Annotated in this window: 11 protein-coding genes; 5 read left to right on the top strand and 6 right to left on the bottom strand. The window is 71.4% G+C overall.

The window, feature by feature from the left end; all coding sequences use genetic code 11:
* Positions 1-361: 361 nt before the first annotated feature.
* Positions 362-2,185, bottom strand: a complete 1,824-nt coding sequence (locus AB0A97_RS25250; protein WP_361154018.1) for an FG-GAP-like repeat-containing protein — start codon at positions 2,183-2,185, stop codon at positions 362-364.
* Between the two features lie 249 nt (positions 2,186-2,434).
* Here AB0A97_RS25250 and AB0A97_RS25255 point away from each other — a divergent pair.
* Positions 2,435-3,273 (top strand): IS5 family transposase gene (locus tag AB0A97_RS25255; protein ID WP_361154022.1). Its coding sequence is split into 2 segments (ribosomal slippage): positions 2,435-2,759 and positions 2,759-3,273, totalling 840 coding nucleotides; the frame shifts between segments, so codons are not numbered across the junction.
* Between the two features lie 46 nt (positions 3,274-3,319).
* Here AB0A97_RS25255 and AB0A97_RS25260 read toward each other — a convergent pair.
* The 4 genes from AB0A97_RS25260 to AB0A97_RS25275 all read right to left on the bottom strand — a co-directional run bounded on the left by AB0A97_RS25260 (position 3,320) and on the right by AB0A97_RS25275 (position 8,309).
* Positions 3,320-4,618, bottom strand: a complete 1,299-nt coding sequence (locus tag AB0A97_RS25260) for a haloacid dehalogenase-like hydrolase (RefSeq protein ID WP_361154025.1) — start codon at positions 4,616-4,618, stop codon at positions 3,320-3,322.
* 129 nt (positions 4,619-4,747) lie between these two features.
* Complete coding sequence (locus AB0A97_RS25265) at positions 4,748-5,560, bottom strand: 3-oxoacyl-ACP reductase (RefSeq protein ID WP_031011077.1); 813 nt, start codon at positions 5,558-5,560, stop codon at positions 4,748-4,750.
* On the bottom strand, positions 5,561-6,928 hold the full coding sequence (locus AB0A97_RS25270; RefSeq protein ID WP_361154027.1) for an aldehyde dehydrogenase family protein: 1,368 nt from the start codon (positions 6,926-6,928) through the stop codon (positions 5,561-5,563).
* A gap of 13 nt (positions 6,929-6,941) precedes the next feature.
* Positions 6,942-8,309, bottom strand: a complete 1,368-nt coding sequence (locus AB0A97_RS25275; protein WP_361154029.1) for a glutamine synthetase family protein — start codon at positions 8,307-8,309, stop codon at positions 6,942-6,944.
* A gap of 142 nt (positions 8,310-8,451) precedes the next feature.
* Here AB0A97_RS25275 and AB0A97_RS25280 point away from each other — a divergent pair, with 142 nt between their 5' ends.
* The 4 genes from AB0A97_RS25280 (at position 8,452) to AB0A97_RS25295 (ending at position 12,209) form a co-directional block, all read left to right on the top strand.
* Entirely contained in the window at positions 8,452-9,162 is a 711-nt protein-coding gene (locus AB0A97_RS25280) for an FCD domain-containing protein (protein WP_361154568.1), read from the top strand.
* A gap of 114 nt (positions 9,163-9,276) precedes the next feature.
* Positions 9,277-10,749 (top strand): ethanolamine permease, encoded by a 1,473-nt coding sequence (eat, locus tag AB0A97_RS25285; protein ID WP_361154032.1) that lies wholly within the window; start codon positions 9,277-9,279, stop codon positions 10,747-10,749.
* Between the two features lie 49 nt (positions 10,750-10,798).
* Positions 10,799-11,494 (top strand): gamma-glutamyl-gamma-aminobutyrate hydrolase family protein, encoded by a 696-nt coding sequence (locus AB0A97_RS25290; protein WP_361154035.1) that lies wholly within the window; start codon positions 10,799-10,801, stop codon positions 11,492-11,494.
* Positions 11,495-11,675: 181 nt separating this feature from the next.
* Positions 11,676-12,209: a hypothetical protein gene (locus tag AB0A97_RS25295; protein WP_361154037.1), complete on the top strand. Its 534-nt coding sequence runs from the start codon at positions 11,676-11,678 to the stop codon at positions 12,207-12,209.
* A gap of 16 nt (positions 12,210-12,225) precedes the next feature.
* Here the strand turns inward: AB0A97_RS25295 and AB0A97_RS25300 are convergent, their stop codons facing one another.
* Entirely contained in the window at positions 12,226-13,173 is a 948-nt protein-coding gene (locus AB0A97_RS25300; protein ID WP_361154040.1) for a LysR family transcriptional regulator, read from the bottom strand.
* Between the last annotated feature and the right edge of the window lie 23 nt (positions 13,174-13,196).

Consider the following 13,196-nt stretch of genomic DNA (forward strand, 5'->3'; position numbering starts at 1 on the left):
TCCCCACAGACGTCCAGCTCGCCGCCTGACCTCCGCCAGTCAAACCACCCCAAACTGAACCCGGGCGCCTTGACGGAAGACATAGAGGCACCCCCACGCCGTTCAGGCGTGGGAGAGTGCGTGCTGGGGGTCCCCCAGCGGTAGCGGGGAGTCGCGCGGCAGACGGGAATGTGATGACAGGACCTAATGCTGGATTCCTCTTTCACCGGGTATATGACCCGGTGAAAGAGGAATCCAGCACTTAAGTTCTGTCCGGCAAATCATGTGACTGTCAGCTCGTTGCCTCTCGGCGTGGGGTGTGGCGGGTCGTGGGCAGGAGAGCGGGAGTTTCGGGGTGAGCTGGAGCTGACCGGGCGGTTCGTCAGCGACTTGGGCAGCGGTCTTGCAAGACGGGGTCCTGGACGCGGACCTCCCCCGTTTTGCCGACATGCAGGAATTCGGCGTATCCGTCTCCGTCAACGTCGGCGAACTGAATCTCCTCCGGCGGGATGGCGGTTTCCGGGTCCGGCACGATCTGCCCGATGTCGTGGAGGGCTTTGCACGATGGCTCGCGCGTGAGCCAGGCCCGTGCGCCGCCTTTGGGGGTGATGAGGATCGGGTCGGCACGCCCGTTGCCGTCGAGGTCGGCATACCTCATCTCACGGTCGAAGACGTGCGTGCTGAGCATCTCGGGAGGGGACCAGCCCACCCGCGTCGGGCCGTCCTTGCCCTTGACCGTCTGGTTGTACCAGACGGTCACCTTGCTGCTCGGTTCGATCCGCAGGTAGTCGACCCGCCCGTCTCCGTTGACGTCGGCGAACTGGATCTCCTTGAGGTCCGGCACGATGTCGGCGGTATCGCGCAAGGGAACGTCGGCGTCACCGCCGTACTCCTTCTGACACATGCGTTCGCCGGCCGGTTTCCCTTCGACCCAGGTGTGGACGGCCACCCCGCCGGTCTTGTCGACCACAATGCAGTCGGGCCAGCCGTCGCCGTCGATGTCGCCGAAGCGCAACGCATCACCGTCCGCGCGGGGCGCGGGGACGTAGGAGTTCTTGTGATACTCGCCGGTGCGCAAGCGGTTGTCCTCGATGCCGCCGTTCCACCAGAACTTGAATGTCTGGTTCTTGTAGACCGTGACGTAATCGGCTTTCTGGTCCTTGTTGATGTCGAAGAACCAGAACTTGTTCGTGGCCGGGAAATCCTCGGGCGGGTTGACGCCGACATCCTGCCGTGGCGGGCTCGGAGTGCTCGAACCGGTCTGCGTCGGGCCCGGAGTGCCCGAACCGGTAGCAGCGATAGGTGATTTGGGGTTGGGGCCGGATGAGTCGGCGTCCGATTCCCACGGCATCGGAGCGAAGTACAGGACCGAGGCGACGACCGCCAGGGCGGCGACCGAGGCGATCGCGATCGTCGGGCGCTGTTTCCTGGAGGGCTTCTCCGCAGCCGGGGTGTGCATGCGGGCCGGTGCCGCCGGTTCGGGCCCGGGAACGTACGGCTCGGTGCGCGTCGCGAGGAGGAGGCGGCGGAGAGCGGTGAACGTCCGGTGCTGGGGCGAGTCGGCCTTGAGGAGGCTGAAGTGGTCGCCCGGCAGGGCGGAGCTGTCCGGGAAGACGGACTGCGCCGAGGCGCGGGACACCACGCCGTCGCTCTCGCCCGCGTACACCGACACCGGGATGGGGCAGGTCCGGTCGGTGATCGCCGTGGCGTGCACGACGTCCCGGACGACCGTGCGCAGGGTTGCGCTGACCTGGTCGTTCAGCGGGCGCAGATCCTTCTCCTGCGGATGGCGCCCGCCCAGCGCACGCCGTCGTAGGGAGAGCAGCAGTTCCGAGCCGTTGCTCGGACAGGCGAGCATGACGAGCCGCTGGATCCGGGCGAGTTCGGTGCCTCTGCCGTCGTGGAGCATGCGGGCCAGGTACCGCTGGGCGACCAGCCCTCCCTGGCTGTGGGTGACCAGGAGCAGTTGGTCGTACGCGCCGGCCTCCGTGACCAGGTACTCCTTGAGGCTGTCGGCGACCGTGTCGATCGACGGGAACACCCGCAGCGGATTGACCGGCAGCAGCCCGGTCGCGTACTCGAAGGTCAGCGGCTCGACGAACCCGAGCCCCCGGTCCGCGGCGATCAGGCCGCGCAGCGGCTCCCACACCTTCGGCCCGGACATGAACCCGTGGACCATCACGAGCCCCAGTCGGCTGTCCCCCACGATGCCGCTCCCTTCTCCAAGAGCTGGAACGTTCACCGTAATCCCGCTTCTGATCCCGCTCTTCACGTACAACGTGGGAGTGGCCAAAAGCCCGCTCTGGAAACAAGATCAGCGGCGCGATATGGACACTGGCGCGCAGGGGGTCGGATTCTGGCTCTGGGTTCTGCCCGGCGGATCGTGTGACTTTCTGACTGGTCGCTCGTTGGTTGGATCATGGGTCGGGTGATCTGAGCGAAGTGCGAGTGGTCGTTGCCGGAGCCGCATCTGCCTGTGCCGGGTGGCAGGGGCGGGTGGTGGAATGGCCACCGCACTGTGCTCAAAGGGGTCCTGTTCCGGATCCGGACTGGTGTCCCGTGGCGTGACCTGCCGGAACGCTACGACTCGTGGGAAACCGTCTATGAACGGCATCGCCGCTGGTCGGCGGACGGTACGTGGAGCCGGATTCCGCAGGCGGTCCATGCTGACGCGGACCTGGCTGGCCGGATCGCCTGGTCGACGGCCGGCGTCGGTTCGACGTCCTGCCGGGCTCATCAGCACGCGGCGGGCGCCCGCAAGGCGGCGCCGCGGGCCCCGAAAAAAGGACCACGCCCCGGCACCACCGGCCCGATGAAGGACTGGGACGGCCCCGGGGCGGCCTGACCCGCAAGATCCACCTCGCCGGTGAAGGCGGCTGCCGCCCGATGTCCCTCCTGATCACGCCGGGTCAGTGGGGCGACACCCCGCAGATGGTCGAGGCCCTGGACCGGATCAGGGCTCCCCGGCCGCTTGGCGGCCGGCCCCGGACCCGGCCGGACCATGTCTGCGGTGACAAGGCGTACGGCTCCCGCCGGAACCGCCGCCACCTGCGAAGGCGCTACATCCGGCACACGATTCCGGAGCCGAAGGACCGGCGGGCAAACCGGCGACGCAGAGGCTGCGTCGCCGGTCGGCCCGTCGGCTTCGACCGCGACCGCTACCGCAACGAGATCGAGCGGACCGTCAACCGGATGAAGAACTTTGGCGCGGTCGCTACCCGTTACGGCAAGCGGGCCTACGTCTTCCACGGCACCATCACCGCAGCAACGATCCGACTATGGCTCCGTCAGTGATCCGCCGGACAGAACCTGGGCGGGGCGGCCCTCCCCGGCTGCCGGGTCAGGCGTGGGTGCGGTCCTTCTGGTCGGGGACCACCGTGCCGTCGGGGCGCCGGACCGCGCCGAGACCGCCGTCGGTGTTGGTGTAGCCCTTGGTCGCGCAGGGGTACGTACCGGCCTTACGGGGCAGCGGCTCGATGAACATGGGGTTGACCACCCAGCGGCCGTCGGCGTTGTCGTAGCCGCGGCACATCAGTTCCGGTTGGTTGCGGTTGATGGCCAGGTGAATGCCGGTCGCGTCGTTGACGAAGGTGACGTCGGTGTTGGCGTCGCCGCCGCCGAGCGCGATGCGGTGCGCGGGGTCCTGGAACCGCCATGCCTCGGCGCCCTTGATCTTGAAGATCTCCTGGTTGATCAGGCAGCGCTTGCCGTCCATGTACGGCAGCACCTCGCCGTGGCCGTCCTTGACATCGCCGCAGCCGCGGATGCCGGTGGTGAACCTGCCGTTCTTCATCAGGCTGCGGACGCCGATGGTGTGCGCGCGGTCGACGCCGACGCCGCCGGACCACGCCTCGGCGACGGTCTCCGAGGAGGCGGAGACGATGTAGACCTCGAAGCCCGCCGCCTTGAGGGTGCGGATCAGGTCCTTCTGCTGGTCGTAGTAGCGGACGTAGCCGGCCAGCCGGTGGGTGCCGACGGTCTGCTTCGCGCCGACGGGCGCGGCGAGGCTCTCGGCGCGGGCCTGCCGGGTGTACGAGGTGAGCTGGGCCGGGGTCAGGCCGGCGAAGAGCTGCGGGACCCAGGCGTACTCGGGCTTGGTGCGGCGGTGGTTCCACTCGCCCGCGAAGGCGGCCTTGCCGTCCATGGTGCGGGCCGTGCCGCGGATCTCCATGATCTCGTCGGCGCAGGCGGCGTTCTTGGAGGTGGGCAGCGGGCGGCCGGCGGGTACGGAGGTGCCGCACGCCTTGGTCAGGGCGCGGGCGGCCGCCGTGGTCATCCAGGGGCTGGTGGCCTGCCAGCTCTTGGGGCGCAGGATCTTGTCGTGCTTCAGGGACCAGGCGAGCGTGGCGTCGGTGATGTCGTTCTTGACTACGGTGTTGTCCCAGTCGAAGGCGGCGACGGGGCGGCCCTCGGGGCCCGGCTTCGGGTGGGAGCAGGTGCCGCGCTCGTCGATCATGCGTTGGATCTTGGCGCGGTTGTTCCCGTACCACGTGATGTTCTTGGAGAGCTGCGGACAGCTCGTACGCTCCGGGGCCTTCGCGGGGTGCGCGGGCGCGGCGACCGCGGGTCCGGTGGCCGCGAGGGTGGTGACGGTCGCGGCGGCGGCGAGTCCCAGGGCGAGGGCGTGTCTGGTGCGCATGGTTCTCCGGTGATTGGGGCGGAATGTCGGCAGTGACGTTCCTGCGGGCAGAAGCACAGCGGGACCGGCGCGCCGGGGCGCCGGTCCCGGTGGTGATCTTCGGACTGTATCCGCGAAGGAGGCTGCGGCCTACACGGGTGTGACGTACGCCCCTGCGATTCCGCCGTCCACCAGGAACTCCGCGGCGTTCACGAAGGACGCGTCGTCGCTGGCCAGGAAGGCGACCGCGGCCGCGATCTCCTCCGGTTCGGCGAACCGGCCGACCGGGACGTGCACCAGACGGCGCGCGGCGCGCTCCGGGTCCTTGGCGAACAGTTCCTTCAGCAGCGGCGTGTTCACCGGCCCCGGGCACAGAGCGTTCACCCGGATGCCCTCGCGGGCGAACTGCACGCCCAGCTCGCGGGACATCGACAGCACACCGCCCTTGGAGGCGGTGTAGCTGATCTGCGAGGTGGCGGCGCCCATGACGGCCACGAAGGACGCCGTGTTGATGATGGAGCCCTTGCCCTGGCGCTGCATGTAGGGCAGCGCGTGCTTGCAGCACAGGTAGACGGAGGTGAGGTTGACCTCCTGGACACGCTTCCAGGCGTCCAGCCCGGTGGTGAGGATCGAGTCGTCGTCGGCGGGCGAGATGCCGGCGTTGTTGAAGGCCACGTCCACCGAGCCGTACGTGTCGTACGCCGCCTTGAACAGCGCCTCGACCTGGTCGGAGTCGGTCACGTCCACCTGGACGAAGGTCCCGCCGACCTCCTCGGCGGCGGCCTTGCCGGCCTTCTCGTCGATGTCGGCGCAGACCACGTTCGCGCCCTCGGAGGCCAGGCGGCGGGCGGTCGCGAGGCCGATGCCGCTGCCGGCGCCGGTGATGACGGCGGTGCGGCCGACGAGGCGACGGCACACGGGGGTCGCGCTGCCTTCGGTGGCCGCGGCGGTCTGGTCGGTCACTTAGCTCTCCTCGGTGCTGATGAAGACGTTCTTGGTCTCGGTGAAGGCGGCGAGCGCGCCGGGGCCCAGCTCCCGGCCGAGGCCGGACTGCTTGTAGCCGCCGAAGGGGGTCCAGTAGCGGACGCTGCTGTGCGAGTTGACGGAGAGGTTCCCGGCGGCGACCGCGCTTGACACCCGCAGGGCGCGGCCGACGTCGCGGGTCCAGATGGAGCCGGACAGGCCGTAGTCGGTGGCGTTGGCGAGCCGTACGGCGTCGGCCTCGTCCTCGAAGGGGATGACGACGGCGACCGGGCCGAAGATCTCCTCGACGGCGGTACGGTCGTCCGGCCGGCCCTCCAGAACGGTGGCCGGGTACCAGAAGCCCTTGCCCTTGGGCGCCTCACCGCGGATGGCGGCGGGCGCGTCTTCGGAGACGTACGACCGTACGCGCTCGCGCTGGGCCGCGGAGATCAGCGGGCCCATCTGCGTGGCGGGGTCGGCCGGGTCGCCCGCGACGAACGCCTTCACGGCCGGCTCCAGCAGCTCCATGAAGCGGTCGTGGACCGAGCGCTGGACCAGGATGCGGCTGCGGGCGCAGCAGTCCTGGCCGGTGTTGTCCAGGAAGGAGCCGGGGGCGGCGGACGCGGCGCGCTCGATGTCGGCGTCGGCGAAGACGATGTTGGGGCTCTTGCCGCCGAGTTCGAGGGTGAGGCGCTTGGTCCGCGCGGCGCACTTGGCGGCGATGTGCCGGCCGGTGGTGGTGGAGCCGGTGAAGACGACCTTGGCGACGCCGGGGTGTTCGACCAGAGCGTTGCCGGTGACCGCGCCCTCGCCCGGCAGGACCTGGAACAGCCCCTCGGGCAGGCCCGCCGCCAGCCCGTACTCGGCGAGGCGGAGCGCGGTGAGCGGGGTGGTCTCGGCGGGCTTGAGCAGGACGGCGTTGCCGGCCGCGAGCGCGGGGGCGGTGCCCCAGGCGGCGATCGGCATCGGGAAGTTCCAGGGCGCGATGACGGCGACGACGCCCAGCGGCTCCTGGACGGTGATGTTCAGGCCGCCGGCGACGGGGATCTGGCTGCCGGTCAGCCGCTCCACTCCCCCGGCGGCGTAGTGCAGCAGGTCGACGACGTTGGCCGCCTCCCACCGGGCGTTGCCCAGGGGGTGACCGGCCTCGGTCAGCTCCAGCCGGGCCAGTGACTCGCTGTTCTCCTCGACGACCCCGGCGAACCGCCGCAGGACGCGGGCCCGGTCGCCGGGCGGCAGCGCGGCCCACTTCTCCTGCGCCGCGGCGGCCCGCCGGACCGCGGCGTCCACCTCGGCGGGGGTGGTGACGGGGACGACGGCTTCCAGTTCCTCGGTCGCCGGGTTGATGATGCGCAGCTCTTGCAACACGTCGCAGCTTTCCTTACATGCGCTCGAAGGAGCGGAAGCGCTCCCAGTCCGTGACGGCGGCGTCGTACGCGTCCTGTTCGACGCGGGCCATGTGGAGGTAGTGCTCGACGACCTCGTCGCCGAACGCTTCGCGGGCGATGGGGCTGGCCTCCCACAGGGCGGCGGCCTCGCGCAGGGTGGCGGGCACGTGGTCGGCGTCGCCCGCGTAGGCGTTGCCGGTGCACGCCTCCGGCAGCTCCAGCTCGTGCTCGATCCCGTACAGGCCCGCGGCGACCATGGCGGCGACCGCGAGGTACGGATTCACGTCGCCGCCGGGCAGGCGGTTCTCCAGGCGGTGGCCGGGGCCGTGGCCGATGACGCGCAGCGCGCAGGTGCGGTTGTCCGGGCCCCAGGCGACGGCGGTGGGGGCGAAGGAGCCGGGCCGGAAGCGCTTGTAGGAGTTGATGTTGGGGGCGTAGAAGAGCGTGAAGTCGCGCAGCGCGGCGAGTTGTCCGGCCAGGAAGTGCCGCATGACCGTCGACATGCCGTACGGGCCCGAGTCGTCGGCCAGCACGGGCTGCCCGGCCTCGTCGCGCAGCGAGAGGTGGATGTGGCAGCTGTTGCCCTCGCGCTCGTCGTACTTGGCCATGAAGGTCAGCGCCATGCCCTCCTGGGCGGCGATCTCCTTGGCGCCGGTCTTGTAGACGGAGTGCTGGTCGCAGGTGGTCAGCGCCTCGTCGTAGCGGAAGGCGATCTCGTGCTGGCCGAGGTTGCACTCGCCCTTGGCGGACTCCACGGTCATCCCGGCGGCACCCATCTCGTTGCGGATGCGGCGCAACAGGGGTTCGACCCGGCCGGTGCCCAGGACGGAGTAGTCGGTGTTGTACTGGTTGGCGGGGGTCATGCCGCGGTAGCCGCGGCTCCAGGCGTCCTCGTAGGTGTCGCGGAAGACGATGAACTCCAGCTCGGTGCCCGCGTACGCGCTCCAGCCGCGCTCGGCGAGCCGGTCGAGCTGGCGGCGCAGGATCTGCCGCGGGGAGGCGGCGACCGGAGAGCCGTCGTGCCAGGCGAGGTCGGCGGTGAGCAGGGCGGTGCCGGGGTTCCACGGGGTGCGGCGCAGAGTGGCGGCGTCGCCGTGCATGGCGAAGTCGCCGTAGCCGTGCTCCCAGGAGGACATCGCGTAGCCCTGCACGGTGTTGACGTCCACGTCCACGGCGAGGAGGTAGTTGCAGCCCTCGGTGCCGTGCTCCAGCACCTCGTCGAGGAAGTGACGGGCCGCGAACCGCTTGCCGGTGAGCCTGCCCTGCATGTCGGTGAAGGCCAGGACGACAGTGTCGATCTCCCCGGTGTCGACGAGCCTGGTCAGCTCCTCGACGGAGAGCGGGGGCGTGCGGTCTGCCACGGTGGTGCCTCCTGTCGCTGCATCCGGAGGTCATAAGGTAGGCCCACGAACCATTGGTTGGGAAGGGGTTCCGGTGGACGGTGCGGACAACGGCGCGGCGGGCTCCGCGCAGGACGGTCCGGCGCGGCGCCCGGCCGACCGGCTGGCGCCCGTACTGCGCCCGGTACGGGCGGGCAACGGGTTCGAGGAGGCGCTGGAGCAGATACTCCAGGTCGTCCGGCTGGGCCTGGTACCGGGCGGCGAACGCCTGCCCGCAGAGCGGGAGTTGGCGGAGCGGCTGCACATCAGCCGGGTGACGCTGCGCGAGGTGCTCAAGGTGCTCCAGGACGAGGGGCTGGTGGAGAGCCGGCGCGGCCGCTACGGCGGTACGTTCGTCCGGCCGCGCGGCGAGTCGGCGGGCGAGGACGAGCTGCGGCGCCGCATCGGGAAGGTGGACGTCGAGGACACCCTGCGGTTCCGCGAGGTGCTGGAGGTGGGCGCCGCCGGGCTGTGCGCCGCGCACGGGCTGGACGACGGGCAGGCGCGGCGGCTGCGGGAGGCCCTGTCCGCCACCCACGACGCGCCACTGGCGGACTACCGGCGGCACGACACGCTGCTGCACCTGACACTGGCCGAGCTGGCCGGTTCGCCGTCGCTGGCGGCGCAGTACGCCGCGGTGCGGGCGGGCGTCAACGAGCTGCTGGACTGCATCCCGCTGCTGGTACGCAATCTGGAGCACTCCCAGGCGCAGCACACCGCGCTGGTCGAAGCCGTGCTGGAGGGTGACGCGGACGGCGCGCGGGAAGTGATGCGGGAACACTGCGCGGGCACGGCGGCGCTGCTGCGCGGGTTCTTGACGGGCCCGTCGGCGTAACCAGTCTTTTACGCAGGGGGCTTGCGCTCGGCCGCACCACGAGACAAAGGTATGCGGCTAAACCATTACTGTACTTCCCCCCTCACTCACCCCTCGGCGAGGCAGGAGCGGCTCATGGCCGACAGCACGGACCCCCGTACCGCACCGCCCGCGGCCACCGCAGCCGGCGACTCCGCATCCCAGGACGCCTACCTCCGGAAGCGCACGCTGCGGCGCGGCAGCGCGGGCCCGCTCCTGCTCACCGGCCTGGGCGTCGCCTACGTCGTCTCCGGTGACTTCTCCGGCTGGAACAACGGCCTGGCCCAGGGCGGCTTCGGCGGGCTGGCCATCGCCGCGGTCCTGATGGGTCTGATGTACACCTGTCTGGTCTTCGCGCTCGCCGAACTGGCCTCCGTCCTGCCGACGGCGGGCGGGGGCTACGGCTTCGCGCGGCGCGCGCTGGGCACCTGGGGCGGCTTTCTGACCGGCACGGCCATCCTCATCGAGTACGTGCTCGCGCCCGCCGCGATCTCCCTCTTCATCGGCGACTACGTCGAATCCCTCGGCCTGTTCGGACTGACCTCCAGTTGGCCCGTGTACCTGGCCTGCTTCGTGGTCTTCATCGGCATCCACCTGTGGGGCGTGGGCGAGGCCCTGCGCTTCAGTCTGGCCGTCACCGCCGTCGCGGTCGCCGCGGTCGTCGTCTTCGCGGTCGGCGCGCTCAGCGACTTCCACGTCGGCGCGCTGGACGACATCCCGGTCGACTCCGGCGCGTTCGGCGCGAGTTCGTGGCTGCCGTTCGGCGTCCTCGGCATCTGGGCGGCGTTCCCGTTCGGCATGTGGTTCTTCCTCGGCGTCGAGGGCGTGCCGCTGGCCGCCGAGGAGACCAGGGACCCGGCCCGTACGCTGCCGAAGGCGATGGCCGCCGCGATGGGCATCCTGCTGCTGCTCGCGCTGGTCACCTTCGTCGCCGCGACCGGCGCACGGGGCTCCGCCGCCATCCAGTCCGTGGGCGACCCGCTGGTGCAGGCCCTCCAGCCGCACGGAGAGCCCACCACCGTCTCCCGCATCGTCAACTACGCCGGTCTGGCGGGCCTGGTGGCCTCCTTCTTCTCCCTCATCTTCGCCGGGTCGCGGCAGCTCTTCGCCCTCTCCCGGGCCGGCTACCTGCCCCGTTTCCTGTCCCTCACCAGCCGCCGCAAGGCCCCGTACCTGGCGCTGCTGGTGCCCGGCGCGCTGGGTTTCGCGCTGGCCGCCGCGACCGGCGACGGCGCCCGGATGCTCAACATCGCCGTCTTCGGCGCCACCATCTCCTACGCCCTGATGTCGCTCTCGCACATCGTGCTGCGCCGCCGCGAGCCGCGGTTGCCCCGCCCGTACCGCACCCCCGGCGGCACCCTCACCTCGTCCGTCGCCTTCGTCCTGGCCTGCGCCGCGCTGGTGGCGACGTTCCTCGTCGACCGGCAGGCCGCCTTCATGGCCCTCGGCGTCTACGGCGTCGCCCTGGCGTACTTCGCGTTCTACTCCCGGCACCGGCTGGTCGCGGCGGCTCCGGAGGAGGAGTTCGCGGCGCTCGCGGCGGCCGAGGCCGAACTGGAACGCGACTGACCGGCAGCCCGCCGGAGCAGCGCCCGCAACCGCACCATCCGGAGGTCCCGTGTCCACGCACCCGCCCCTCATCGGTGTCACCACCTACGTCGCCGACGACGCCCGCTGGGGCGTCTGGGCCCTGCCCGCCGCCGTGCTCCCGGCCGGCTACCACCGGCTCGTGCAGCGCTGCGGCGGTCTCGCCGCGCTGCTGCCGCCCGGCGACCCGGGCACCGCGGCCGCGGCCGTCGCCCGGCTGGACGGCCTGGTGATCGCGGGCGGTCCGGACGTGGAGCCCGTACGGTACGGAGCCGACACCGACCCGCGCACCGGTCCGCCGGCCCGTGACCGGGACACCTGGGAGCTGGCGCTGATCGACGCCGCGCTGGCGGCACGCGTGCCGCTGCTCGGCATCTGCCGGGGCCTGCAACTGCTGAACATCGCCCTCGGCGGCACCCTCGTCCAGCACATCGACGGGCACGCGGGCCCGGTCGGCGTCTTCGGCCGCCACGAGGTCAAGCCGGAGCCGGGCACCCTGCTCGGCGGCATCCTGCCCGAGGCGGTGTCCGTACCGACGTACCACCACCAGGCCGTGGACCGGCTCGGCAGCGGCCTGCTCCCGTCGGCCCACGCGGCGGACGGCACGGTCGAGGCCCTGGAGCTGCCCGGCGTCGGTCACTTCGTCCTGTCGGTGCAGTGGCACCCCGAGGCCGGGGACGACACCCGGGTGATGGACGCGCTGGTGGGGGCGGCGGGCGGTTCCTGAAATCCGTTCCCGAGAACTGCAAATTGCTGCGGCAAACCCATCCGTTTCGGCGATGCCATCTCCACCCGGAGCCTGGATACGCTCGCTGCACCGGCGCTGACCTGCGTCGACGCCGTGGGGCTCGGCTGTTCCCCGACGAGCCCGGCTTCGTGCTGTCCTTCCTACGGAAGTGGGTTCCGCCATGACAAACCGACGCCACCTGAAGTCCGCCGCCGTGGGACTGTCCTCCGCGCTGGCCCTCGGACTCCTCGTCCAGTACGGCTCCCCCGCCGTGGCCGCCCCCGGCCAGTGCGGGGGCAGTGAGAGCGACTACATCCAGGCCCCGCAGGAGGGCGGCAGAGCGCGGTTCGAGCTGTCCAAGCCGTACACCCAGGACGGCACGAAGGTGCGGACCGTACGGTTCGACGCGGGCAACTCGATGACGGTCGTGCCGACGGACTCCACCGCGACGGCGGACGGATTCTGGTTCTTCGAGGCACCGAACGGCAGCCATCCCGCCAAGAAGGGAGTGGTCACCTTCGTGACACGGGTGTCCATGCCCGACGGGTCGCGGTACCAGACCGTCTTCACCGTTCCGGTTCCGGTCTGCAATCCCCGCAATCGCCAGCGCCCCACCAATGTCTTCCAGATCCGAGGGGACCGCACCCTCACCTACACCGCCCCCGACGGCCGGAGGGCCACCGGCGCGGACGCGGCCTACCAGGCCGACCGCTGACCCGGCCGCGCCCCGGTCACGGCAGGGCCCGGGTCAGCCCCAGCAGGTGGCGGGCCGGGCCCGCGGGCCGGTGCCCGGCGGGCCAGACGGCCCGCAGGTCGCGGCCGAAGCGCGTGCCGCGCACCGGGACCTCGACCAGCCGCCGTGCCGCCAGCTCCTCCCCCACGGCCAGCTCGCTCAGCACGGACGGCCCGGCGCCGCTCACCGCGGCGGCCTTGACCGCCGTCGTGGAGGCCAGTTCCAGCAGCGGTGCCGCGAGCCCGCCGTGCCCGGCCAGTGCCGCGTCCAGGACCTGGCGGGTGCCGGAACCGCGTTCGCGCAGGATCAGCGGGGTGGCGGCCAGTTCGGCCGCTGTCAGCTCCGTACGGCGCCGGGCCCACGGGTGGGCGGGCGCGGCGACCACCACCAGCCGGTCGTGGCCGATGACCGCGCCGTCCAGCCCGGCGGGCACGTCCAGCCCCTCCACGAACCCGAGGTCCGCCGCGCCCGTGAGGAGCCGCTCGGCGACGGCGGCGGAGTTCCCGGCGAGCAGGGAGACCGCGGTGTCCGGGCGCTGGGCGCGCAGCGCGATGAGCCAGCCCGGCAGCAGGTACTCGGCGATGGTCATACTGGCGGCGACCCGCAGCCGCGAGTCCCGCCGCCCGCGCAGCGCCTGCGCGCCCGCGTCGAACGCCTCGGCGGCCTCCACCACCTGCCGCGCCCAGTCCGTGACCAGGGCGCCCGCGTCCGTCAGGCGCGAGCCGCGCGGTGAGCGCTCGACGAGGGCGACGCCCAGTTGCTGCTCCATCGAGCGCAGGCGGCTGCTGGCGGCGGGCTGGCTGATGCCCCGCTCGCGGGCCGCCCGCCCGAGGCTGCCGAGCCGGGCGACGGCGAGCAGCAGCTCCAGCGCGCCGAGGTCCGGTACCCGATGCGAGAGCGGAACCACCGGGTCCGTCCCGGTCTGCCCTTCATTTCCTGCACCCATAACCCCACCTTATGGGCTCATAG

Source organism: Streptomyces sp. NPDC045470, assembly GCF_040646595.1.
Classification (GTDB): Bacteria; Actinomycetota; Actinomycetes; order Streptomycetales; family Streptomycetaceae; genus Streptomyces.

Bases quoted from the DNA above. Each gene is read 5' to 3' on its own strand.
- AB0A97_RS25260 (WP_361154025.1), bottom strand. From the start codon at position 4,618: ATGCGCACCAGACACGCCCTCGCCCTGGGACTCGCCGCCGCCGCGACC.
- AB0A97_RS25300 (WP_361154040.1), bottom strand. From the start codon at position 13,173: ATGGGTGCAGGAAATGAAGGGCAGACCGGGACGGACCCGGTGGTTCCG.
- eat (WP_361154032.1), top strand. From the start codon at position 9,277: ATGGCCGACAGCACGGACCCCCGTACCGCACCGCCCGCGGCCACCGCA.
- AB0A97_RS25295 (WP_361154037.1), top strand. From the start codon at position 11,676: ATGACAAACCGACGCCACCTGAAGTCCGCCGCCGTGGGACTGTCCTCC.